Below are 24,046 nucleotides of genomic sequence, written 5' to 3'. Positions count from 1 at the left end.
GTGGGGAACCTGCGGGTCAGGCTCATCGAGCCTGTCTCCTGCCATCCCGTGACGAGGGCCGCCTGGGACCTGGCGGTCTTGGCCGGCGTGGGACTTGGGGGCTTGGAGTTGCAACTCAAACTACCCAGCGCGAGCGCGATGAGCAGGAATACGGGGAGTCTGGCTTTGTGCATGAGACGCCTTAGAGCCTGGAATACATCCAGTAATCAACAAAGCTCATGCTTTTGACGCATCCCGCCCGTGAAACAACGCAGCCAGACACCGTCCCGCGGATGGGTCAAATTCGCCCGTCGATGGGTCGAGTTCACCCGCCGCCACAAGGTTGCTTTCACCGGCAAGGACTTCAAGGCGGGCCAGACGCTGATGGCTGAGACATTCCGGAGCCGCGCTGAAGCCTGCGAAGCATCAAGGTCGGAAACCACTGGGCATATGTGATTGGGCGCCGCTCCACTGGGAGTGCCCACGGCGTCCATGGGGGCAAGGTCTGTCACCTGCCGGCCCGAGGTGCCCGGGGCACGAAGCGCGGTGGATCCGGACATGGGCCGGGGAGAGAGCGTTGCCCTGACTTGCTCCATACTGGGTGCACGATGCGACGCGACGAGCCTGGCCTGGTGGTGCTGCCCGCGCGGCTCGCGGGAGTGGAAGGGGTCCGCGTCACGGGCGACACGCGGCTGTGGTCCGGCGTCTCCACGCGCTACGGCGTCACGGTGGTCTACGCGGGTGCCTTCGACTTCTGGTACCGCGGGCGGGCATGGACGCAGGCCGAGGGGGTGCTGAAGCTGAAGGAGCCGGGAGAGGTGCACCGCGACCTGCGCGTGCATGCGCCGGTGACCGCCCAGTCGATGACCCTGGAGCCGCCGGTGGTGGAGGAGGCCGCACGCGAGCTGGGGCTGCGCGCGCCGCCCCACCTGCCCGCGCTCTTCGGCGGTAGCGGGCGCGCCGAGGCGCTGGCCCTGCATGCGGCGCTGAGGGAGCCGGGCAGTGACGCGCTCGCGCTGCAATGCCTGCTCTCCGGAATGCTCGCGGCGCTGCTGGGGGCGAACTCCAGCGCGTCAGCGGAGGCGGTGCCCCGGGCACGCCGCGCGGCGCTGCGTGCACGCGACCTGCTGCACGCCTCGGTCGTGGAAGGCGTCAGCCTGGAGGCGCTCGCGGTGGCCTCGGGCCTGGGCCGCTTCCACCTGCTGCGCACCTTCCGTCAGGAGCTCGGGCTGACGCCCCATGCCTACCTCACGCACCTGCGCGTTGCGCGGGCGCGCGAGCTGCTCGCCCGGGGCGTCCCCGCCGCACGCGCGGCCCTGGAGGTGGGGCTCTACGACCAGAGCCAGTTGCACCGGCACTTCGTGCGCATCGTCGGCACGAGCCCGGGGGCCTACGCGCGCGCCGTGCGCGGCACGTCAACTTCGCCCAAGAAGGGCGCGAAGCGCGTGCCACAACCTCGCCGCTGAGCCCGCCGTCGGGTCGGTCCCGCCGCCGGAGCCTTCGCGAGGCCTCGCACCATGCTCCTCTCCCTGTCCCTCCTGGCGGCGCTGCTCGGCGCCGCGCCGACCCCGCCGCCCCAGGAGTTCCGCGTCACCTGGCTCGGCCACGCCGGCTTCGAGGTCGTCTCGCCCGGAGGCACGCGCCTGCTCATCGACCCCTGGTTGAAGGAGAACCCGCGTGCGCCCGAGGCCTGGAAGGACCTCGCGCGCCTCGCACGGACGCCGCCCGCGGCCATCCTGCTCACGCACTCGCACGGGGACCATGCGCAGGACGTGCACACCCTGGCGCGCCTGAGCGGGGCTCTCGTGGTTGGCACGGGAGAGACGCTGCGCTGGCTCAAGGTGCCGGAGGCCCAGCAGCTCACGGTGAACGTCGGCGGCTCCACGCGCATCGGCGACGTCACGGTCCACGCGGTGCCGGCCATGCACTCGTGCGAGCCCGACGGGCGGCCCCTGGGCTACGTCCTGGTGCTCCCCGGTGGGCGCTCGCTCTACCACACGGGTGACACCTGGCTGTTCGGCGACATGGCGCTGGTGCAGGAGTTGCTGCACCCGGACATCGTCCTCCTCAACGTGGGCGGCGGGCGCTACGGCATGGACCCCCGGACCGCGGCGCTCGCGGTGCAGAAGTACTTCCGCCCCTCCGTCATCGTGCCCATGCACTTCGGCACCTTCGAGCCGTTGGCGACCGAGGCCCAGGCGCGCGAGGTCCTTGGAAGCGACCCGCGCGTGCGCTGGCTCACCCCGGGGATCGCCGCGTCACTCTGACCAGGCCCTCCGCGGAAGCGGTTGCACGAAAAGCACGACCGTTCTATGAAGGGGGCATGCGTAAGGGCGAGCTCACCCATCAGACCATCCTGGAGACGGCCGTCCGGCTGGCGAGCCGGGTGGGGCTGCAGGGGCTGAGCATCGGGGGGCTGGCGGAGGAGCTGGGCCTCTCCAAGAGCGGCCTGTTCGCGCACTTCAAGTCCAAGACGGAGCTGCAGGTGCAGGTCCTGGAGGCGGCCACCGTCGTCTTCACCGGGCGCGTCGTCCGCCCGGCGTTGGGCAGGGCCCGCGGCGAGCCCCGGGTGCGGGCGCTCTTCGACGGCTGGCTCACGTGGGACCGGGACTCGCTGCTGGAGGGCGGCTGCATCTTCGTGGCGGCGGCGGCGGAGCTGGACGATGCGCCCGGGCCCGCGCGGGACACGCTGGTGCAGGGGCAGCGGGACTGGCTGGACTGCCTGGCCCAGGCCGCGCGCATCGCCGTGGCGGAAGGGCACTTCCAGAAGGCGCTGGACGTGGAGCAGTTCGCCCATGACCAGTACGCGGTGATGCTGGGCTTCCACCACGCGAAGCGGTTGATGCGGGACCCCCAGGCCGAGGCGCGAGCCCGCCGGGCCTTCGACGCGCTCGTCACCGCCGCGCGCACCCCGACTTCCTGACCTTGTCGTTGCCGTGTCCTTCGAGGAGGACCTCATCATGGCGGAAAATAGCACGAACGTTCGGACGAAGATGGCGCTGTGGGGTGTGCGGGCGGCGGCGCGGAGCCTGGGGGCGGTGGCGCCCGGGTTGGCGGCGGCGTGGTCGGAGCGGCTGTTCCTGACGCCCCAGCGGCCGCGGCGCTCGCGCACGGCGGAGGCGGTGCTGGCGCGGGGCCAGCCCCGGGTGTTGAGGGTGGAGGGCGAGAAGGTGGCGGTGTGGAGCTGGGGCGAGGGCCCCCGGGTGTTGCTGGTGCACGGGTGGAGCGGCTACGGCGGGCAGCTCACGGCCTTCGTGCGGCCCCTGGTGGACGCGGGTTTCTCGGTGGTGACGTACGACGCGCCGGGGCACGGGGCGTCCTCCGGGCGCACCAGCTCGCTGCCGGAGCTGGCGGGAATGGTGGCGGCGGTGGGACAGGCGACAGGCGGGCCCTACGCGGTGGTGGCGCACTCGTTCGGCGCGGCGGCCACGGCGGTGGCGCTGCGGGACGGGATGAAGGTGGAGCGCGCGGTCTTCATCTCGCCTCCGGCGGATCCGCTGGCGGGCATCCGGGCCTTCGCGGACACGGTGGGCTTGTCGGAGGCCCTGTGGCGGCGGATGGCGGCGCGAATCGAGGCGCGCTTCGACATGCGGCTGGCGGACCTGGCGCTGCCTGCCTTCGCGCCAGGGTTGGACGTGCCGCTGCGCATCTTCCACGACGTGGGGGACCGGGAGGTGCCACTGGAAGCAGGCGAAGCGGTGGCGCGCGCGTGGCCGGGCGCGAAGCTCACGCGCACGGAGGGACTGGGGCACTTCCGCATCCTCTATGCGCCGGAGGTGCTGTCGCCCGCGGTGGACTTCCTGTCGGAAGGACGGCCGAGCAACGCCTGGCCCGGGCCGGAGTTGCTGGCGTCCGTGGCGTCCGCGCGAGGGACGACGCCTCGCGGGGTGCACGGGGGCTGAGCCGTAGGAGAAAGTCCGTGTGTCGTCTCCTCGCCGCGATGGGGCGGCCCTGAGCGTGCCCGCGTCGGTCTACAGTGACGCCGTGCCGTTCCCTGAGGCGGAGGTTCCCATGCCCGCTGCAATCGAAGAGTTCGCCAGGCCCATCCTCATCGGCCGCTCGAGTTCACACTTCACGCGCATCACGCGGATCTTCGCCTCGGAGCTGGGCGTCGACTGCTCCTTCCAGGTGGTGCGCGATCTCATGTCCTCGAATCCAGAGGACTACGGTGGCAACCCCGCGCTCCGCATCCCGAGCCTGAAGACGCGTCAGGGTGTCTGGTTTGGTTCTCTCAATGTCTGTCGCGAGCTATCGCGGCGGTCGGAGCTCAAGCCCTTCGTGGTCTGGCCGGAGGACCTCGACACGCCAGTGCTGGCCAATGCGCAGGAGCTCGCGCTTCAGGCCATGTCAACGGAAGTGGCGCTCGTCATGTCCCAGATGGGCGGCGCCGTCGAGGGGAGCGCCCACCAGGCAAAGCTGCGCACGTCGCTGATGAACATGATGGCGTGGCTGGAAGCGAACGTGGGGGCCGTGCTCGCCGCGCTCCCCGCGCAGCGGGACCTCAGCTATCTGGAGGCCACGCTCTACTGTCTCGTGACGCACCTGGAGTTCCGGAACGTCCTGCCGACGGCTCCCTACTCCGAGCTGAACAGGTTCTGTCAGCAGTTCGCGACGCGAGCTTCCGTCCGCGAGACCGCGTTCCGCTTCGACACGTGAAGGGTGCGCGCCTGCCCAGTGCGGGATGCCTTCCACGAGACGTTCCCGGACCCGGCGCACGAAGCGCGCTGGAGTCGGGCACGGGCCGGGGAGCGGGCGTTGCCCTGACTTGCTGCGTGCAGCAGGCAACGTCCCCCGAGGCCATTCACCTCAAGGGTGCTTCTTCGTTTCGGTGAAGACCGGTTCGTTCCGCCGGATGCGTGCGAAGAGTTCGTCGTGGTCGATTTCGCCAAGGTCGATGTTCCAGAGGCCGGGCACCAGGAAGGCGGAGGCCCGTGATGCGGCCTCCTCTCCGGAGCGCCCGTTCTCGAAGCGATGCTCCGTGCGGAATTCTCCGTAGCACGCGACCTCGTGATCATTCTCATCCAGGAAGCGCGTCTCCAGGTTGCCCGCCACGATGAGACTCTCATCGTTGTAGACGCCCTGGATGACGTCCCGGACCACCAGGTCGCCCAGGACCAGGAAGTTCCCCGACGTCCGCAGCCCCTGTGCGACACAGCGGCCCAGGACCACGATGGTCGAATCCGGTCCGCAGTCGTCCAGGAATCCCTCGACCTCCAGGTCGCCCAGCACGAGGAGGGGACAGGTGACGAGCAGCGAGCCGGGAGCCTTCGCGTTGCCCGTCACGACCGTGGCCTTGGACAGCGACGCATCCAGTACGGCTTCCACGGGCTCAAGGAGCTCGCGCATCACCACGGCGGCCAGGCCGACATGCGACACGGGCCCGGGACACAGCGCCTTCGCGAGCGCGGCGGGCTCCAGGGGCGAGTCCTTGGGGAACGCCCTCCCCAGGGTCGTGACCAGGGGCGTGCCCTGATGGGAGAGCGCATCCCGGAGGGCACCGTCCAGCCGGGCGAGCGTGGCCTCCGCGCGCGGAAGGAAGTCGTTCTTGGAAAGGAGCATGGGCGCATCCTAGCCAGCGCGAAAAGGTGCGGTGGGGCTGATCCGCGCACTCCTCCCGGGAATCGCCGCGTCACTCGGAGCCGGCCCGGTGCGCGCGGGCGGAAGAACTTTTCGCGGGGCCGTGCGTGGAAGGATGCCACATCCTTCCCGTCGAGGTTCCCGTGCGTGCCCTCCGCCCGTTGCTCTGCTGCATTGCCTTCGTCCTGTCCTCCACGCCAGCGCTCGCGCAGTACAATCAGGTGGCGGGTGAAAACGCTCCCATGGAGAGCGTTCGCCGGGTGGTCACGCGCAATGACGGCAGCCAGGAACTGCGCGAAACGGTGCGCCCCGCGGCACGCGACGGCTGGGGCAACGCGAAAGGCAACCAGAACGACCTCGCGGTGGACGGCGCCTTCGAGGGACAGACGGTGGCGGTGCTCCAGTTCTACACGCAGGACTTCGACTTCTCGCTGCCGAAGGCCGCGCTGAAGGAGAAGGGCTTCTCCGTGTACCGCTGGGTCGGTAGCGCGCCAAGCCCCAAGGAGCTGCGCAAGGGGCTCCAGAAGGCGTGTCAATTGTGGATCATCTCCGACTCGACGCAGCGCCTGACGCCCGAGCACGTGAAGGTCATCAAGGAGTTCTTCGACGCGGGACACGGCGTGTACATCTGGGGCGACAACGAGCCCTACTACGCGGACGCCAACGTGGTGGGCGAGGCGCTGCTGGGCACGACCATGCAGGGCAACGTCATCGGCGACCAGACGGTCGGCCTGCGCAAGGACGGGGCGGGTCCGGGGCTGCTGCGCCGGCACCTGCTCACCACCGGCCTGGAGTACCTCTACGAGGGCATCACCATCGCCACCCTCCAGCCGAGCCCGCAGCTCACGCCGCTGCTGCATGGCTCGGCGGGCAACCTGGTGGCGGCCTTCCATGACACCGGCGGCAAGCGGGCCATCTTCGACGGTGGCTTCACGCGCCTCTACAACAAGTGGGACACGGCGGGCACCGCGCGCTACGTGAAGAACGCGGCGGCGTGGCTGACCAACGTGGAGCGCTTCGGCGACGCCGTGGTGCGCGCGGACCTGCGCGACACTCCGGCCCAGAAGCCCACGCCGAAGCCGTGAGGGCGACACGCCGCGCGCGGCGGCCTCGCCCCAGGGGGCTGTCGTCGCGGGACCGCGCTACGGATTGACGTGGGTGTTCCAGGAGAGGAAGGGGGGGCCGCCCACGTCGCCCTCGGTGCCGCCGCAGCCGGCCGCCACCTCACGGTTCCCTGGAGACCTCCGAGCCCATCACCTCGCAGCGCGCCGCCTTCCCGCGCGCCGGGCTCATCCTCGTCCCAAGGTCCTCTCTTTTTCTGAGAGGCGATGTCGGTCCGTCACGACTCATGGGGGCGCGGCCGGCGGAAAATGCTTTTCCGAATAAAACAGGCCAAGTCCGTATTGTGAGCAATCGCTCACCTGAAGGACTTTCCATGATTTCGCCTCGCCGCAGTTTCGCGACGGGCCTCGCCGCGCTCGGGCTCGTTCTGTCCGGGCTCCCCGCGACGGCCTCCGCCGCCAGTCCCATTCCCACGCCTCCTCCCGCGCCCGTCCTGTGTCAGGGCTACATGGCGACGCTGGCGGACTGCCAGAATCCCGTCACGCTCTGCGCCAAGGCCGTGCGGAACCTGGCGAAGACCGACCCCAACGCCGTCTGCAACCGGCTCATCCAGGACGCGGCGGAAGACGCCGCGGCGGGCATGTCCCGCCGCACGGTGGTGGTGCCCCGGACCTTGAAGGCGAATGGCCAGACGGTCGAGCCTGACGCCGCCACGAAGTCGGTGGCCTTCGCGAAGGACGACCCCAACACCCGCGAGATGAGCGGCCTGTCCAGCTTCTTCCTGGGATCGGTGCACCGGGCGCGGACGTACTTCCCTGCAACGACGGCCTACGCCAGCAAGCTGAAGAACAGCCGTGCCCAGCTGCGCAATGGCTGGAATGCCTCCGGCAATGTCATCAATTCGTGCGCCGAGTACGTCTTCGAGAAGTACTACGACTACAGCGTCTTCGAGGACGCCATCGCAAGCGCGGGCTCCGACCATCGCGCCATCTACAGCGTCGCGTATGCCATCGCGCCGCTCGGTGGCTCGACGCCGGCTTCCGCCATTGGCACGCGTGGCGTGAGCAGCCCGCAGCAGCGCGGCAAGGATGGCACGCTCATCACCCCCGCCATCACCTTCCCCAGTGGGGCGCCGAAGAACCAGTTCTTCACCGTGCCCCCGCCGTCCCAGGGCAAGGTGAGCGTCGGCGCGGGCAGCGTCGACCGGGTGAGCATCATCCCGGGCGTCCTGGGGGGCGCCATCATCAGCCTGAAGAACCTGAGCCGGCCCCTGAACCTCTACGGCACCGCCCTGGACACGGCGCGGCTGAACACCCTGGCCCAGGGCGCCCACTACTACAACGAGAGCTGGGCCTGGCATCGGTCGATGAGCCAGCGCAACGCGGGGGTGCTGGACGAGGAGATGTATGCGTTGGAGCAATCACAGACGGACTTCACCGGCCTGCTCCGGCAGCGCGGAGAGCTGGTCGCGTCCATCCAGGAGGAGGTCGCCCACCAGTACCGGCCCCTGCCCGGGACCCTCCAGGCCGGAGGGTCCTCGCAGGGCGCCAGCCTGAGCGATGATCAGGAGAACCCGCTCATCCCCATGTTCTACACGCTGGCCTCGCTGGATGGCGCCATCGACGCGGCGCTGGTGCAGGCCCAGGCGCGCGGCTGTCTCACGTTCCAGAGTGGCAGCGCGCCCGCACCCTGTGACTGGTCTCCCAAGCGCTTCGTCCAGCGCGTGATGGACCTCTACCAGGTGCCCCGCGAGCAGGCCTTCCAGAAGTGCTCGGACTACACCAACGACGACTTCGCCTCGCTCAAGAGCCGGGCCCTGGTCCAGGGCTCGGTGAACTACCCCGCCCAGGACTACACGACCCAGCCGTCCCGGCTGGAGACGTACTTCCCCCGCCGGGACGAGTACCTCCGGGCCTTGTCGTTGACGGTAGGCGCGCTCCTGGACCCGCACACCTTACAGCCCCGGCTGAAGTGGGAGTCGGGTGACAGCTATGACCTGGGGGATGAGACCTTCGGCGCCACGGCCGAATACAACGTGTCCGCCGCGGTCAACAACGTGCTGCAGAGCGACTGCTCCCTGTCGCCAGAGGCCAGGGGGCACTTCGCCGCGACCGGCCGCGCCCTGAGCAAGAGCGTGAACCTCATCACCGCCGATGTCGTGGTGACGAACAAGAAGGCGGACATCGACCTGGACGTGCTCGACAACACCGTCTCCCTGCTGGACGTGCACGAGAACCTGACGGAGGGCGAATTCAACCTCGTGTCGGGCTCGAAGGAGAAGCAGGGCACCCTGGTGGACGTGAGCACGACGTTCATCGTCGTGGTGGTGCCCGTCACGCTCGGGGCCAAGGTTGCGGGCGTGGTGGGCCTCAACTACAGCCTGGTCGGCCAGCATCACGTCACCACCGCTTCTCCGTGCGAAGTGACGAGCCTGTCGGTGGCGGGCCGGCTGGAGCCCTACGCCCGGGTGGATGGTGAGCTGTACGCGGGGGTCGACCTCTTCATCGTCGAGGCCGGCATCAAGGGACGCCTCCAGCTCGTGCACGCGTCCGTGCCGCTCCAGGCCGAGGCCGGGGTGTTCCAGAGCGGGGGCGAGCTGGGGTTGAAGCTGGCGGGCCGCGCGGACCTCAAGTTCACGTTCCTGGCGGGAAGCATCTCCGCCTACGTGGAGGTGGGCATCTGGCCCCTGGAGGAGGAGTTCGAGGAGACCCTGGTCAGCTGGGATGGCATCCACGACGACATGAAGCTCTTCGACAAGTCGGTCACCGCGCCGCTCGCCGCCATCCAGGACCTGTTGTAGCCCCCACCCGCTGGAGACGCCCATGAACACGCGCAGGATGGTCATTGGCGGTGCCCTGCTGGCACTGCTCACCCTCGGGGTCGTCTGGGTCGGCCTGGGACAGGCGGCACCCTCCGAGGCGTCTCCCGACACGGTGCCCCTCCGCTTCCGCTTTCCGGAGGGGCAGCACTGGACGTATCAACTGGACTACCAGGCCCAGAGCCGGGTCCGGCTTTCCGGCCAGGGAGCGGCGGCATCCTCCCTGGCGGGACAGATCCACCTCGCGGGCGACCTGGTGCTGCGCGGCCACGGCGCGCGGGGCGCCACGCAGCGGGTGGGCTTGCGGCTGGAGCGCCTCCAGACGCACAGCCTGAAGGTGCTCGGGCACGAGCTGCTCCCGGACGCGGCCTCGGTGGAGGCCGTGTTCGGCGGCCGGGAGGCGCTGCTGGAGCTGAGCGGGGAGGGGACGCTCCAGGCGGTCTCCTTCCGCGAGGAGGACCCCGCGCTGTTCAAGAACACGGTGCAGTCGCTGGTGGGCGAGCTCCAGGTGGTGCTGCGCGACGGGGCCTCCTGGAGCGAGCAGGAGACGACGGCGCGGGGCATCGCGCGCACGGAGTACGAGAAGCTGGGGGAGGACGCGGAGGCGGTGCGGCTGTTGAAGCGCCGCGCGGAGTACGTGGAGCTGCGGGGCATGGGGCAGGGCGGCACCGTGCGGCTCGCCTCGCGCTTCGAGGCGGACGTGGCGCGGGAGGGCGTGCTGGAGCGGCTCGCCGGCACGGAGACCGTGGAGCGGCTGGGGGCGGACGGCACGCCTTCCGCGTCCTCCGAGGTCCGGGTGAGCCTGAAGCGCGGGGCGAGCGGCCGCTTCGTCGTGGAGGCGCCGGTGGACGCGTCCGCGCTCCAGCGGCTGGCGCCCGGCGTGCTGGTGGTGGACCCGAAGGTGCGTGCGCAGATGCTGGCGCAGCAGGTGGATGGCCTCACGGCGGAGCAGCTCTTCTCGCTGCTCGAAGCGCATGCCGATGGCGGCATCATGCCGGACCACAACCACTTCCTGCTCCAGGCCACGGGCCTGTTGGAGCAGCAGCCGGAGCTCTGCGCGCGGCTGGTGGACTTCTTCGAGCGCCCGTCGCTTCAGCCCAAGGGCCGGGCGCTGGTGTTGGACCTGCTGGCGGGCGCCGGCACACCCCGGGCGCAGGAGGCCCTCGTGCGGGCGCTCTCCACGAAGGCGGCGCGCGAGGACTCCCGTTACGGGTTGCTGCTCAGCCGCCTGTCATTGGTGGCCGCTCCCACCGTGGACACGGTGCGCTTCGCGGAGCGGACGTACGCGCAGACACAGGGCACGGCGCACATCGCCGGTGCCTACGCGCTGGGGGCCACCGCGGGAGCGCTCTACCGGCAGGAGCAGACGCCGGAGGCTCAGGCCGCGGTGGGCCGGCTGGCCTCGGACCTGAGGGCGGCCAGCTCCCCGGAGGAGCAGGCGCACCTGCTGCTGGGATTGGGCAATGCGGGCGTCGCCGACCAGGTGCCCCTCATCGCCAGCCATGCGACCGCGCAGAGCCCCGAGGTGCGCCGGGCCTCCGCCAAGGCCCTCCGCAAGATTCCGACGCCCGAGGCCACCCAGGTGTTGCTGACGCTGGCCTCGGACGGGGCAGTACCCGTGCAGTCCTCCGCGCTGGAGTCGCTGGGCCGGCGCCCGCTGGATGAGGGCATGCTGATGGACCTGCGGGACCTGACGCTGTCGGGCGGGGTGAAGGCGGAGAACTACCACGCGCTCGTGTCGCTGGTGGCGCCGTACGTAGACCGTGAGCCGGCGGTGCGCGAGCTGCTGGAGTACCTGCTCACCCGGGACGTCCCGGACCGGCAGGTCCTCATGCGCATCCGAGGCCTCCTGAAGTCGTGACGCGCACGAAGACGTGATCGCCGTTCGCTCTCAAGAACTCCCCGTCACTCCGCCCGCCTGCGGCGCCGTGACATGATGCGGCTCAGGGCCACCTCGGTGATGCCGAGGTAGGCCGCCACGTCGCGCTGGGGAATCCTTCCCTTCAGGTGGGGATGCTCCTCCCAGAACTTCACGAGGCGCTCCTCCGCGGACAGCTCCAGGAACTCCTGCTCCCGGCGCTCCTTGAGGATGAAGTGCTGCTCCGCCACCCGGCGCGCCAGCCGCTCCCAGCACACGTGGCCCTGCTCCAGTTGCTGGAAGTCCCGCGTCTGGAACACCAGCACGTGGCTGGGCTCTAGCGCTTCAATCGCGGTCATCGACGGCAGCCGCTGCAACATCTCCGCATAGGCGCCAATCAGCTCTCCCTCGGCGCGGAAGGCCTTGATGGATTCGCCCCCGCGTGGCGACACGCGCACGCCCCGGAAGACACCCTGAAGCACCACGGCGAACCGGTCCGCCGCGTCCCCCGGACGCAGGAAGAGCTCCCGCTTCGCGAGCGACTGCTCCTTCGCCACGGCTTCGGCCTTCGCCCACTCCTCGGGAGGAATCGGGGCCAGGGTGGCGAGGCGCTCGAAGAGCTTCGGGAATCTCACGTCGCGGGGACCTGGGCTTGACCTGGGTTAAGGCGGAGGCGGCTCCAGGAAACATATACCGGCGGCATGTCCCTGAACGTCTATGCCGTGGCCACGCCCTTCGTCATCGCCCTGGCCCTGGCGGAGTTCGCCTGGTGCGTGGCGCGGCGCAACGGCTACTACAGCTTCCAGGACTCCATCGCGAGCATGGGCACGGCGGTGCTGAACCAGTGCGTCAACGTCGCGGTGGCCCTGCTGGTGCTCCCGCTCTTCACGCAACTGGGCCAGTACGCGCCATGGCGGCTGGACGCTTCGTCACCGCTGTCGCTGGTGGCGCTCTTCCTGGGCGTCGACTTCCTCTTCTACTGGTTCCACCGCTTCGGGCACCGCACCAACATCGGCTGGGCGGCCCACTCGCCGCACCACTCCACCGAGGAGCTCAACTACGCGGTGGCCTTGCGCGCGAGCGTGACGCAGCGCCTCTTCTCGTTCCTCTTCTACTGGCCGCTGGTGCTGGTGGGCTTCCCGCCGGAGGCGGTGCTGGCGATGGTGGCCTTCCACCTGGTGCTCCAGTTCATCCCCCACACGCGCGTCATCCCCAAGCTCCCCAGGTGGGTGGAGTCGTGGCTGAACACGCCGTCGCACCACCGCGTGCACCACGCGCGCAACGACGCGTACATCGACAAGAACTACGCGGGCTTCCTCATCATCTGGGACCGGATGTTCGGCACCTACGAGGAGGAGACCGAGCCGTGCTCCTACGGCCTGACCACGCCGGCGAACACCTGGGACCCGACGGCCATCAACTTCCAGGCGTGGGCCCGGCTCTTCGCGGACGCCATCGCCACGAAGAGCCTGTGGGACCGGCTGCGCCTCTGGGTGATGCCCACGGGCTGGCGGCCCGCGGACCTTCCGCCGCGCGCGTTGGGGTACTGGAAGCAGGAGGGCGTGGAGGTGAAGTACCACTCACGGGAGCTGTCCGGCGTCCGTGGCTACCTCGTCTTCCAGTTGTTCGCGTCGATGCCGTTCATGCTCCTGGTGAGTCACCATGCCTCACCGCTGTCGGGCTGGCAGAAGGTCGCGTTGAGCCTGCTGCTCTGGGCGATGGCGACCGCCTGGAGCGGGATGCTGGAGTCGAAGAAGTGGAGCGAGGCGCTGGAGCTCGCGCGGGTGCTCGCCATGGGCGTGGCGGTGACGCTGTGGCTGGTATGGGCAGGCGCGCCCCAGACGTGGAGCGCGCTCACGGCGTCGTGGCTGATGGTCTCGCTGGTCTGGCTGCGGGTGGCGCGCGGCGGCGCCAGCCGGAGGTCCCAGGCGAATCCCTTCCCGGGTTGAGACCGCGGACCGGGAGGCCTCCCTGCGCCGTCAGGTCAGCGTCCGTGCTGGGCCAGGAAGGCAGCGGTCGGCACGAGCTGGGCGTAGCCCATGCCCAATGCCGCCAGGAACGCGGCATGAACCTGGGGCGCGGGTACGGCCTGCCCGTTGAACTCCAGGCTCCGGGCCGCGCAGGCGTCCGGGAGCACGGTGACCGGGTAGCCCAGGTCCCCCGCCGCGCGCACCGTGGCATCCACGCACATGAGGGTCATCATCCCCGCGACCACCAGGTGCTTCACCCCCAGGGCCCGCAGGCGCTCCTGGAGGTCCGTCTGCCGGAAGCTGTTGGGGAAGTGCTTGAGCACCACCGCCTCCCCCGGCTGGGGCATGACGCGGGGATGAAGCTCCGCGCCCGGGGTCCCCGGCAGGAAGAAGGGGGCCCCCGGCTGCGGCGACTCGTGGCGCACGTGGATGACGGGCAGGCCGCGCTCCCGGAAGAAGTCCAGGGCCGCACGGGCCTGGGCCGCCGCGGCGTCGGCGCCGTCCAGCTCGAAGCGTCCTCCGGGGAAATAGTCATTCTGGATGTCGATGAGCAGCAGGGCGGTGTCTTCCAGGGTCTTCTCCACGGACGTCCTCCTTCACACGGGGCGTGATGCGTCGCCGATCCGAATAGCCGGGCCCGCCCCCTGGCGGGAGTGCCCGGATTGACAAATCCAGGTCGGAAACCGACAAGCGGTCATGCCTGTCGCGTCCTCGTCGATCCGCATCGCGGTGCTGGCACTGGAGGGCTGCGTGGCGTCCAGCGTGATGGGCCCGCTGGATGTGTTCGCCATGGCCAACCTCCTGAGCCGCGACCAGGGCCGTGGGGAACCCTTCGCGGCGGAGCTCATCGCGCCCCGTCCAGGGACCGCGCGCAGCTTCCACGGCCTGGCGCTGGGCTCCGCGAGGGTGCCGGACTCCACGGAACGCTTCGACGTCGTCCTCATCCCCGCGCTCGTGGGCAACGTGGCGCGAAGCGTGGCCGAGCACTCCCTCACGGACTGGCTGACGGGACAGCACACGCGAGGCGCGAAGCTGGCGGCGGTGTGCGCGGGTGCCTTCCTGCTCGCCGAGACGGGCCTCCTGGAGGGACGGGAGGCCACCACCCACTGGGGACTGGCCCAGGACTTCGCGGCCCGCTATCCGCGCGTGGCGCTCAAGCCGGAGCTGCTCCTGGTGGACAACGGCGACGTGCTCACCACGGGAGGCATCACCGCCTACCTGGACCTCTGCCTGCATCTGGTCGCGAAGCAGGTCTCACCGGAGCTGGCCGCGCTCTGCGCCAAGATGCTCCTGGTGGAGCCCGGCCGCCGGTTCCAGGCGCCCTATGCGGTACACGCCGCGCCTCGCGACCACGGCGACACCGCCGTGCTGCGCGCCCAGGAGTGGCTGGAGGCCCACCTCTGCGGCCCGGTGACCCTGACGGGCGCGGCCGTGGCCGCGAGCCTGGGCGAACGCACGCTGCTGCGCCGCTTCCGCAAGGCCACCGGCGACACGCCCCTGGATTACGTCCAGCGCCTGCGCGTCGAGGCCGCCCGGCGCCTCCTGGAAACCACGCCGCGCACCGTGGAGGACATCGCCCAGGCCATCGGCTACGCGGACACCACCTCGTTCCGCCGCCGCTTCAAGGCCCGCACCGGCCTGACTCCGGACGCCTATCGGAAGCGGTTCGCGCTGCGCTGAAAGCGGCAAGCGACGCCGAGCAGCCGCTCCAACGTCGAACTGCCCCTCCTCTGTGGGGCGCGGAGTTCCTCGATGCCCGCGAGGTCAGCCCTCCGAAAGGGTGAGCGACCCCGGCATCTGGCCTCCGCCGTTGTTGAGCTGGAAGACGCCGAGCGCGGACACGCGGTTCGCCACCACGTCGGTGACGTTGTTCGTCTCCGGCGTCAGCAGCAGGGCCATGGCCTCTTCAGGGGTCGCCGCATTGGCGACATCCATCACCCAGGGCTCCGGCGTGTTGCCCGCGTACCCGGGGCGGCCCTGCTCGATGGCCGTCAGCCAGTCCTTGGCGAGCTGCTGGACCTGCTGTGCCTCCGCGTAGGTGAAGGACACGGACGCCGTGGTGCCACTTCCCGTCGTGTTCGGGTAGAGGTCCCGGAGCCCGTCCGCGGTCCCGGAGGCCAGGTCCGGCAGCGTGCCCGCATAGGTGTACGTGGACGGGTCCTCGGGGTCCTTCCACTCACCACTGACTGAGAAGCTGACGGGCCCCTTGGTGCCCGTGTACTGGAACTCCGTCGGGCCGCCGGCGTCGTAGGTCGTGGCGACGGTCACGTTGCTGTCGAGCACGGCCGCGCCCAGGTCGATGCCAAAGGTGACCTCCCGCGTGAGCGTGTCGGAAGCAATATCCACCGTCGCCGCGTTCGACGTCCCGCTCGCCGGGTCGTTCTTCGGCAGCTCGCCCGTGGCGAGGAAGCGGTTGTAGGCCGCCTGTCCCGCCGGGGTGGAGATGTCGAAGTCCACCTGCCGCGAGCTCAACTGCCCCTCCACGCGCCGCGTGTCCGTCGCTCCGAACGCGATCCCGAACACCCCCAGCTTTCCCTCCAGGGTGCGCGACACCGCCTCCGTGGGTCCGACGGTGACCCGGACGGTCTTGTCATCCAGCCGGGTGACGGCGAGGGACATGCCGCTGGCCCGCTCGGTGCTCATCCCCCCGATGGCGCCGAAGATGCCGGCGATGTTCTTGAACGCCACCTCCATCCCGGTGCCCATGAAGGCCTCTCCGGTGAGCGTCACGGTGGCGCCCACCGGCAGGTTCTGGGGCAGGGACGGGTTGAGCTGCTCGGCGGCCTGCGCGGGCGAGGTGATGCCCGCCGCGGCCGCGGTCGGCAGTGTCACCTGGTAGCTGCCACGCACGCCCGCCTGGGCGGTGCCGGTGACGGTGACCTGCGCCGTGTCCGCCTGGATTTCTCCCTTCACGCCGACCTCGGCGTCGACGCTGAAGGTCGTCATCGCCGCGTCCCGGCTGAAGCTCGCCCCCAGCTCGGTGTACCCGGCCACCTTCATGGAGAAGATGCCGGTCTCCAGCTTCACCTCCGCCTCGAGGCTCGCGGTCCCGGAGATGCCATTGGGGCCCAGCATCCCCGAGACACTGGCGCTGCCCCCCGTGGAAGTGGTCGGCTTCGAGAACATCGGCGTGACGGTGGGGGAGGGCGGTGCATCCGGCACGTTCAGCGGGTTGCGCTTCGAGGTCCCCGGTGTGCTCCCGCCGAAGCTGTCGGTGGACGCGCTTCCCCAGGGAGACGTGCCGCCCGCCGGCCGCGGAGGACCGGCGGGCGCCTGCTGCGGTGCGCTGACGGCGCCGCTGCTCGACGGCTTCACGGTGTTGATGACGGGCTGAAAGCCCCGGATCGGCCACGACATGTGTACTTCCCCCTCTGAGACAGTCAGAGGGGTTGTCGCGCGGAGCGCCGCGGAGGACGAATTAAGCCGAGTTAAATCCGCGTCCGCTCCGCCGAACCGCGCCTGGACGGTGCCGCCTGTTGGGCCCGTCCACGCATGGCCGTCCCGGTGTCCCCGGTACGCTCAGGGCTGGACGACGTTGACGCGGGAGGAGCCGAAGTCCTCCTTCTTCCAGACGCCGTTGTCCAGGCCGCGCACGTACGGGATGCCCTGGAACACGGTGAGGTCAAAAGCGCGGATGCCGCCGGGGTGCTCGGACCAGGTGCTGCCGCTCGTCGAGGACCAGAGGCCGTCATTGGCCCCGATGCCCCACAGCTTGCCGGTGGTGGCGTCCACCGCCAGCCGCTTGAGCGTCGTGGTGGCGGGCAGCTGCACGAAGGAGGTGCCGTTGTGCTTCCAGACGCGGTCATCCATGCCGAGGATGTAGGGGATGCCCTGCGCGACCGCGATGTCCTTGCCCGTCGCGGAGGTCGGGGTCTGCGCGCTCCACACGAGGGTGGCGGGGTTGAAGGAGTAGACCTTGTCGTCCAGGCCAATCACCCAGGCCTTGCCGGTGGATTCATCCACCGTGATGCGCTTGGCCGATTGCGACGTCTGGACCCACCCCGCGCTGGTGCCCCGGTAGACGAAGTCGTTCATCCCAATCACATACGGAATCGTGGCGGTGACGGCGATGGCCTTCGCGGTGCCGCCCGGGCTCACGTCCAGGTAGACGCCGGTGTTGAAGGGGACACTCAGGCGGTCATGCGTGGTGAGGACCGTTCCCGTGCTGCCCACGGTCCACAGCTGGCCATTGGAGCCAATCGCGAAGTCGTTGACCACGGAGTTGTTCAGCACCACCGGCGGGCTCGCCGAGGGCCAGAGGAGGGAATTGATGCTATTGGGCGCCGCTCCGCTGGGGATGCCCACGCCGTTCATCGGGGACCAGGGCGCGAGCTGCTCCATCCCGAACCAGGGGGTCAGCACCGCCTGGTCAATGGCGTACGCGCTGTTGAGCGGCAGGGGGCGCAGCGGGCCTCCGCACTGGGGGGACCACAGCGTCGGCGACGCGTCCGACTTGATCGCTCCGATGTGGAGGTGCGGCTTCGAGGAGCTGCCCGAGTTGCCCAGGAGGCCCAGGAAGTCGCCCTCGTGGACCACCGCGCCAATGGTCAGCAGGCTGGGGTTGAGCGAGCCGGCCTGCATGTGGGCGTACCCGACCAGATACGTGCCGTTGTCGATGGTGAAGCTGTTGCCGCCGCCGTGCGACGCCGGGTTGACGGAGCCCACCGGGAAGTTGGTGGCGTCGGTGTTGACGAAGTCCTTCACCGTGCCCGCGGTGGCGGCATAGATGGGCTTGCCCCACTGCCGGTAGTGCTCGTTCTGCGAACCGTCGGTGCCCGGAAGCAGGTCGGACCAGCCGGAGCCCGTCCAACCATAGACACCCACGTCATGGGCGAAGAGCTGGCAGCCCTGGACGCTCGCGCCGTGCACCGCGCCCATGCCCTGCCAGTATTCGTGGGGGCGCAGGTCGCCCACACGGCCCCAGAAGCGGGCGCTGCCGGACGGCGTGGGCGCCTGATAGGCGGCGAGCGTGAACGTCTCCATCACCGGGCTCGCAAAGCCCGTGAAGAAGAGCCGCATGCGGATGCTGGCCGGCGCCGGGTTCGGCAGGATGATGTTCTGGGCGGCGCTGAACGACCAGTTGCGGACCGCGTTCGCGGGCACGACGAGGTTGGTGGACATGCCCGTCAGCACCGTCGTGCCGGGAAAGTCGATCAGGACCTGCGTCAACGTCACGGACGTCGCCTCGTTGTTGCGCAACGCCAGCGCGAGCGACACCTGGTGGCTGGGGTTCGAGCCGAGGGAAGGGGATGCCATGGTGAGGTAGCGGATGGCGCCCCCCTCCATGGGTTCGTAATAGGTCGTGACATCCGGTGCCTGGGCGAGCGCGAGCTGTCCCCACAGGAGACCGGGCAACAACAGCAGCAGGGTGCGAAGCTTCATCATGGGTACTGGGGTCCTTGGATGGGGGAACAAGCCCTCCCCACAGCAACATGGGTGCCAGGGCCCGCTCCCGGCGTGCACACTCTGGCGCGCCTGCGCGGAGAGCAAGGCCAGCAGGCAAGTCCTGCACGACCACGGCAATCCTTGCCGTCCTCTTCGCTGCCTCTCGGGGAGCGCCCCCCGGCACGCGCGGTGCACTGCGGGTGCTCCTCTCGGAGGCACCATGCAACGCGTTCCACTCTTGTTGGCCCTCGCCAGCCTCATCCCCACGGGGGCCCTGGCGGCGCCTCACATCACGAAACTTCTTCCCCAGGACGCGCTGATCCAATGCAGCCCCGGCACTCCGTGCACCCAGCCCACGGCGGACGGCGTGGTTTCCCCGCTGGAGTACGCCGACGGCAAGAAGTTCCCGCTGCAGGACTACGTGAACGGAGGTCCCAACGGAGACCTGTTCCTCTACGTCTCCGACAACGCCAGCTACACCGCGGATGAGTGCAACGTGGGGAAGCCCCAGAATCCCTGCCACACGCAATCCCTGTTCATTGGCATGCGCCTGCCCAAGCCCAAGAATGCCAGCGGGAACTTCGTGGGCCTGGAGGGCACCGTCAACGTCTGGCTGGATGCGAAGCGCGACGAAACCATCCAGCTGGCTTCCGGCGCGTACCTGCCTCGTGACGAGGACCGGCGCATCACGTTGAGCTACTCCACCGTCAAGGGCTACACGGAGCTCGCCCAGAGCAAGGGCAACCTCAGCGGCACGAATGGCTGGAGCGCGCTCGCGGTTCCCACCGAGGCCTGGGCCACCTCCGTGATGGTGACGAGCCCGGCTTCGGACCCGGCCCACGTCCACATCGAGTTCGAGATCAAGCTGGCGCCGGGCCTCCCCGCCGGAGGCGCGAGCGAGCCGCTCCTGGCCACGGTGCGCAAGCTGGGACTCGGCATCGAGCACACGCCCATCCCGACGACCTCCGCGCAGACGGTGGGGGGCGGCCGGTTCCCCAACCGCGCGGGCCTGTCGTCCGGCGGCACCCTGACGGGCAACTGGGAAACGCTCGAGTTCCGGAGCCCGACCCCGATTCCGCTCAGCTTCACCATGTGGAACGTGGGGCAGATGCCCGACGTGACCGCCTGGGTCGACGATGGCGGCTCGGGTGAAATCGATACCGTCGCCCAGCGGATCTTCCGCAAGGAGGTCGCCTGCATCTCCGAGATCTGGATGGCCCATGAGCGCGGCGAACTCATCGAGAAGGTCAACGCGCTGCGCGCGGGCGCGCAGCTGCCGCCCATGCAGGCCGTCACCGAGCTGAATGACAACATCCTCCAGCCGTCCCTGTTCAGCACGGGGCTGGTGTTGCTGTCCTCGCGGCAGATCCTCGAGGGTGGGGTGCACCACTTCCCCTTCGGCATGTGCACGGAGGCCGACTGCGCCCAGGCCAAGGGCGTGCTCTGGGCGCGCATCGCCACGCCCGCCGCGACCGCCCCTGTCTTCGTCGACGAGCACGACACCCCCACGCTCGCCGCGGGGACCGACTACGCCGAGTTCGTCGACGTGTTCTGCACCCACGTCAACGCGGGCGAAAACACGGCGGGGCCCGACACCACCGCGCGCGAGAACCAGTTCTCCAACATCAAGGCCTACGTCCAGCAGGTGCGCCAGGGCGGCCCCCTGACCGACACCGTCTTTGGCTTTGACGTCCATGACGCCTTTCCCCAGGGCACCTGGTCGAGCGGCCTGGACCGCCCCGCCTTCCTGCTGGGGGACCTGAACACCGTGGGGCCCAAGGGCGTGCAGACCAACGTCGCCTTCAACCAGTACGCCGACATGGTGGGCCCCGGCCTCCTGGACATCAGCACCCTGAGCGAGTTCGACAAGGCCAACACCCAGTTCTCCAGGACGCGGGACCTGGCCCGGGTGGTCTCCGGTCCGAACTCGATGGCGGGCGGAACGTGGCTGTCCAGCGTCTGCACCGACAACGTGGTGAACGAGCTGGATGCCAAGAAGCGCCTCGACTACGTCCTGGTGTTCCCGGCGCAGGACACCCTGGACTTCCCCGCGTTCGCGTTGCTCAACGGCTCCACGGCGAGCGTCAATCCGCACTTCGATCCCAACTCCGGCAGCGAGGACTCCGAGGGAAACCTCATCCAGCAATGCCTGTCGGATCACGCCATGGTGGATGTCACCGTGCAGTTGGCGCGGGTGAAGGACGTCGTGAAGTACAACCCGATGAAGAAGCACCGGATCGAATACGCCGTGAAGCAGGTCACCGACCTGGAGACCGCGAGCGGCTGCTGCGCGGACTGGTTCTCGCCGCGCGTGCTGATGACCGCCAATGGCACCACGCAGGTGAACACCTTCCTGAACATCATCGAGGACCAGACCATCTACCCGAACTGGCTCGTGCACACGGGCCCCGACAACCTCTTCCCGTTCCCGGACCTGGCGGCCGGGTTCTCGGGGGCGGTGAACATGACGTCGGCCATCTGGGAGTCGGACTCCGGCCCGAACGACCACTACGACACCTCCCCTGAGAGCAGCGCCATCCTGGAGGCGGACGACAAGGACGCTCACTTCACCTTCTTCGCGAACAGCGGCCTGCTCCGCCGGGTGAAGGGGGAGCTGACGGCTGTCGACTGGACCGCCGGGGTCGAGCTCCTGGGGAGCTTCATGGACGGCTACGAGAACGGCATCACCGTGGAGACCCAGGGACAGGGCACGGGCGCGGACGACATCGCCCGCGTGCGGCACTACTTCAACGTGAAGGAAATGGAATCGCCATGAGCACGATGAACCTGAAGTGCGCGGTGCTTGCACTGGTGCTGGGGGGCACGGCCCAAGCGGTCGAACCGATGGTGCCCTACGACAACTTCAACCCGATGCAGTCCAACCCTCCACGCGCGACCAAGGTCCGCGGCATCGACCCGGCCCGGTGGGTGGATGAGCAGACCGGAACCCGGCTGGACTCCCTCCGGGAGCTGGCCTTCACCCGCCTGCGGTTGATGAGCCGTTCGGACACGGGGGCGGGCCGCTACGGCCTGCGCTTCTCCCAGTCCGGGGGGGTGACGGCCATCGCGGCGAAGGTGCGCCTGAACAACGCGAAGAGCACGGGGTGCACGGCCCCGGCGGGAACTCCGGCGGCCCAGAGCACCGCCGAGCTCACGGGCCACTTCTTCAATACCCGGGGCGCGGTGGGAAGGAGCCTGCAGGACGACGTCACCGCTTCCATCCGCACCGTCTCGCGGTCCACGGACCCCGTGGGCTCCCAGGCGCTGCGGGTGGAGGCGGTCATCGAGCGGTGCACGGACGCCGCGTGCTCGACGCGCGCGCAGCTCTTCACGGCGGACCTGGGCCTGGTCCATCAGGGCGAGCAGGCGGCGCTGCGGCTCCAGTGGGACGTGGCGAATCACCGCTTCGTGTTCCAGCGCGACACGCAACCCGAGGTGTACGGGGCCTACACCGTGACGGACACCCATGCGCCCGGCAACCCGGGCAAGGCCCTGGTGGTGACCCACGACCTGCCCACCTGCGCGAGCGGCACCCCCGCGCCCCTGGGGTATGCGAACGCGTACTTCCACGACGTGTTCGTGAACGCGTCCGCGGCGCCTGCCCCCTGACGGCCAGGACGTGCGGCGGCAGCCAGTGTTCCTGGCCCGCCGCGCGTCCCTTTCAGTCTGGCAGGGAATGGCATGTCCCCTGGCTTCTGGAGGAATGGCCTACATCAATGCCAACCCCTGAGCCGGTGACCGGCCCTGAGGGAGTGTCATGCCTCCATCTCGGTGGCGAGGCGATGTAGACTTCTCCGACGCACAGCGAATGGGCCTGCGGTCGGAGGTGCGTCCCGAGCAGGCCCGGCGTCTGGTCACCCGTGAGTGCTTGAAGTAGATAACATCCATGGAGACGATTCGTTGGCTTGCGCTTCTGATGCTGATCCTGTTCGCCGGGTACACAGTCCATGCAAGCCGGACAGAGTCGTTTGGGAAGTCCGTAAAGACTGTTCTCGCGTTGAAGTGGGGCCGCCAGGTAACGATTGATCTCTACCTGGGGCTCTTCCTGTTCAATTTCTTCGTCTATCTCAACGAGGGGTTGGTCAGCCACTTCGTTTGAGCCGTCCAAGCTGAAGTCAGACGCCAGGGCATGGTGTCTGTCATTTTCTTGACGGTGAAAGGAGTTGGGGCGGCCTCTGTCGGAAAGCGAACGTGGCGAGGGCACGGGTAGGGGATTGTCCGTGGGCTCATGACGTCTGGAACCCATTGCGATCCAATGTTTTGTCATGGGTCAGCGCAAAGGGGCGCAATGGGCTTGCATTGCATTGGCCGCGACAGCCACAGTCCGCAAGACGCTTCCCCCGCCTGCCTCGCCGGAGTCCCTCATGCCCAAGCTGCGGTCGACCTCTTTCTCCAGCCCCAGCCCCAGCCGGAGTCCCAGTCCCAGTGGCTCCAGGGGCAGTGTGACGCCAACGCCTACCCCGGCCCCGTTGCGCAGCCCGTCGCCTCCGCCCCAAACGCAGGCCTCTGCTTCCACCTCGACGCTGAAGCGCCCCCGGCCGGATGCGGATGCGTTCGACACGGACGGGCCGAGGCGGCCCAAGCGGGCCGCGACCACGGGCGGAGAGCGCCCCTCGGCCGCCGAGTTGTACAAGCAGCAGAACGCGGTGGGCCTGCAGGACACCCACTCTGCCCGCACCGGCGACATGTCGTCCCTGCGCACCACGAAGGACAGCCCGGAAGACGGGCTCAACCTGCTGGCCCACGTCAGCAGTCAGGCGCACGACAAGAAGGGCCTCTTCTTCGAAGGATCCATGGAGCGTCGTGGACTCGGGCCCCAGCCGGTCCTCACCGCGGTGCCGGACCGCGACAAGGGTGAGCACACCCAGGTCTTCCGGACCATGACCGGAGGCGAGCCCAGCTCCACGAAGTACCAGGAGAAGCTTGGCACCGCCGACAAGGACACTCCCTACGAGATCCTCCACGGCATGGGCCACGGCGAAGGCGGCAAGAAGACGCAGTCGGCGCAGAACCTGGCCTCGGCCTCCCACGGTGCCAACACGGCCATGATTCCCGCCGACAAGGCCATCTCCGGCAACCCGGACATCCTCGTGGACACGCGCTTCAACGTCCGTCCAGGCACCCACCGCGCCGAGTCCGTGGACCAGACCTTCATCCACAAGGACCGCCCCACGGAGCCCATCTTCCAGCAGCGCATCGACGGCGACCTGCCCAAGGTCACCACGAGCCAGTACAAACAACTCCAGCAGCAGGCGGAGTTCCTCAAGGACCGCGACGCCCTCAGCGGCGCCGTCCAGCTGCTGAACCTCAAGGACGGCGGCGGCGGCAAGAGCTGAGCCCTCGCATCGACCGCGACATGGCGAGCCCAGGCGCTTCTTCGCTGGGCTCGGCCAGGGG

20 protein-coding genes are annotated in these 24,046 nt (G+C 69.2%); 15 read left to right on the top strand and 5 right to left on the bottom strand.

The window, feature by feature from the left end; translation table 11 throughout:
* The first annotated feature begins 587 nt into the window (after positions 1-587).
* The 5 genes from D7X32_RS20790 (at position 588) to D7X32_RS20770 (ending at position 4,635) form a co-directional block, all read left to right on the top strand.
* Positions 588-1,445 carry a helix-turn-helix domain-containing protein gene (locus D7X32_RS20790; RefSeq protein ID WP_120604307.1) on the top strand — a complete coding sequence of 286 codons (858 nt, stop codon included), beginning with the start codon at positions 588-590 and terminating at the stop codon, positions 1,443-1,445.
* A 51-nt stretch (positions 1,446-1,496) separates the two neighbouring features.
* Positions 1,497-2,246, top strand: a complete 750-nt coding sequence (locus D7X32_RS20785; protein ID WP_120604306.1) for a metal-dependent hydrolase — start codon at positions 1,497-1,499, stop codon at positions 2,244-2,246.
* 56 nt (positions 2,247-2,302) lie between these two features.
* Positions 2,303-2,902 (top strand): TetR/AcrR family transcriptional regulator, encoded by a 600-nt coding sequence (locus D7X32_RS20780; RefSeq protein ID WP_120604305.1) that lies wholly within the window; start codon positions 2,303-2,305, stop codon positions 2,900-2,902.
* Between the two features lie 37 nt (positions 2,903-2,939).
* Positions 2,940-3,881: an alpha/beta hydrolase gene (locus tag D7X32_RS20775; RefSeq protein ID WP_120604310.1), complete on the top strand. Its 942-nt coding sequence runs from the start codon at positions 2,940-2,942 to the stop codon at positions 3,879-3,881.
* A 109-nt stretch (positions 3,882-3,990) separates the two neighbouring features.
* A complete protein-coding gene (locus D7X32_RS20770; RefSeq protein WP_120604309.1) occupies positions 3,991-4,635 on the top strand; it encodes a glutathione S-transferase family protein in 645 nt (214 codons plus the stop codon).
* 150 nt (positions 4,636-4,785) lie between these two features.
* Here D7X32_RS20770 and D7X32_RS20765 read toward each other — a convergent pair whose 3' ends face one another.
* Positions 4,786-5,538 carry a hypothetical protein gene (locus tag D7X32_RS20765; RefSeq protein ID WP_120604304.1) on the bottom strand — a complete coding sequence of 251 codons (753 nt, stop codon included), beginning with the start codon at positions 5,536-5,538 and terminating at the stop codon, positions 4,786-4,788.
* A 161-nt stretch (positions 5,539-5,699) separates the two neighbouring features.
* Between D7X32_RS20765 and D7X32_RS20760 the strand changes: the two genes are divergently transcribed.
* The 3 genes from D7X32_RS20760 to D7X32_RS20750 all read left to right on the top strand — a co-directional run bounded on the left by D7X32_RS20760 (position 5,700) and on the right by D7X32_RS20750 (position 11,297).
* On the top strand, positions 5,700-6,641 hold the full coding sequence (locus tag D7X32_RS20760) for a hypothetical protein (RefSeq protein WP_120604303.1): 942 nt from the start codon (positions 5,700-5,702) through the stop codon (positions 6,639-6,641).
* A gap of 350 nt (positions 6,642-6,991) precedes the next feature.
* On the top strand, positions 6,992-9,418 hold the full coding sequence (locus D7X32_RS20755; RefSeq protein ID WP_120604302.1) for a hypothetical protein: 2,427 nt from the start codon (positions 6,992-6,994) through the stop codon (positions 9,416-9,418).
* 22 nt (positions 9,419-9,440) lie between these two features.
* Positions 9,441-11,297 carry a HEAT repeat domain-containing protein gene (locus D7X32_RS20750; protein ID WP_120604301.1) on the top strand — a complete coding sequence of 619 codons (1,857 nt, stop codon included), beginning with the start codon at positions 9,441-9,443 and terminating at the stop codon, positions 11,295-11,297.
* A gap of 44 nt (positions 11,298-11,341) precedes the next feature.
* Here D7X32_RS20750 and D7X32_RS20745 read toward each other — a convergent pair whose 3' ends face one another.
* Positions 11,342-11,929 carry a Crp/Fnr family transcriptional regulator gene (locus tag D7X32_RS20745; RefSeq protein WP_120604300.1) on the bottom strand — a complete coding sequence of 196 codons (588 nt, stop codon included), beginning with the start codon at positions 11,927-11,929 and terminating at the stop codon, positions 11,342-11,344.
* 66 nt (positions 11,930-11,995) lie between these two features.
* On the opposite strand from D7X32_RS20745, the gene D7X32_RS20740 reads away from it, so the two are divergent.
* A complete protein-coding gene (locus D7X32_RS20740) occupies positions 11,996-13,243 on the top strand; it encodes a sterol desaturase family protein (RefSeq protein WP_120604299.1) in 1,248 nt (415 codons plus the stop codon).
* A 35-nt stretch (positions 13,244-13,278) separates the two neighbouring features.
* Here the strand turns inward: D7X32_RS20740 and D7X32_RS20735 are convergent, their stop codons facing one another.
* Positions 13,279-13,848, bottom strand: a complete 570-nt coding sequence (locus D7X32_RS20735; protein ID WP_208752491.1) for a cysteine hydrolase family protein — start codon at positions 13,846-13,848, stop codon at positions 13,279-13,281.
* Between the two features lie 112 nt (positions 13,849-13,960).
* Here D7X32_RS20735 and D7X32_RS20730 point away from each other — a divergent pair, with 112 nt between their 5' ends.
* Positions 13,961-14,944 (top strand): GlxA family transcriptional regulator, encoded by a 984-nt coding sequence (locus D7X32_RS20730; protein WP_120604298.1) that lies wholly within the window; start codon positions 13,961-13,963, stop codon positions 14,942-14,944.
* An 84-nt stretch (positions 14,945-15,028) separates the two neighbouring features.
* Here the strand turns inward: D7X32_RS20730 and D7X32_RS20725 are convergent, their stop codons facing one another.
* On the bottom strand, positions 15,029-16,291 hold the full coding sequence (locus D7X32_RS20725) for a hypothetical protein (protein WP_147450204.1): 1,263 nt from the start codon (positions 16,289-16,291) through the stop codon (positions 15,029-15,031).
* Between D7X32_RS20725 and D7X32_RS20720 the strand changes: the two genes are divergently transcribed.
* Positions 16,272-16,598: a hypothetical protein gene (locus D7X32_RS20720; protein ID WP_147450203.1), complete on the top strand. Its 327-nt coding sequence runs from the start codon at positions 16,272-16,274 to the stop codon at positions 16,596-16,598. The genes D7X32_RS20725 and D7X32_RS20720 overlap by 20 nt on opposite strands.
* 185 nt (positions 16,599-16,783) lie before the next feature.
* Here the strand turns inward: D7X32_RS20720 and D7X32_RS20715 are convergent, their stop codons facing one another.
* On the bottom strand, positions 16,784-18,649 hold the full coding sequence (locus tag D7X32_RS20715) for a M23 family metallopeptidase (RefSeq protein WP_158625723.1): 1,866 nt from the start codon (positions 18,647-18,649) through the stop codon (positions 16,784-16,786).
* Between the two features lie 220 nt (positions 18,650-18,869).
* Here D7X32_RS20715 and D7X32_RS20710 point away from each other — a divergent pair, with 220 nt between their 5' ends.
* From D7X32_RS20710 to D7X32_RS20695, 4 genes are all read left to right on the top strand, one after another.
* Complete coding sequence (locus D7X32_RS20710; RefSeq protein ID WP_147450202.1) at positions 18,870-21,425, top strand: exonuclease/endonuclease/phosphatase family protein; 2,556 nt, start codon at positions 18,870-18,872, stop codon at positions 21,423-21,425.
* Entirely contained in the window at positions 21,422-22,258 is an 837-nt protein-coding gene (locus D7X32_RS20705; protein ID WP_120604293.1) for a hypothetical protein, read from the top strand. Before D7X32_RS20710 ends, D7X32_RS20705 begins: the two co-directional genes overlap by 4 nt.
* 277 nt (positions 22,259-22,535) lie before the next feature.
* On the top strand, positions 22,536-22,748 hold the full coding sequence (locus D7X32_RS20700; protein ID WP_120604292.1) for a hypothetical protein: 213 nt from the start codon (positions 22,536-22,538) through the stop codon (positions 22,746-22,748).
* Between the two features lie 343 nt (positions 22,749-23,091).
* The gene (locus D7X32_RS20695; RefSeq protein ID WP_244239105.1) at positions 23,092-23,985 is read left to right on the top strand and encodes a hypothetical protein; all 894 of its coding nucleotides are present in this window, start codon (positions 23,092-23,094) and stop codon (positions 23,983-23,985) included.
* Positions 23,986-24,046: the final 61 nt, after the last annotated feature.

It is taken from the genome of Corallococcus carmarthensis (assembly GCF_003611695.1).
Classification (GTDB): Bacteria; Myxococcota; Myxococcia; order Myxococcales; family Myxococcaceae; genus Corallococcus; species Corallococcus carmarthensis.
This window is presented reverse-complemented; position numbering and strand designations above follow the sequence as displayed.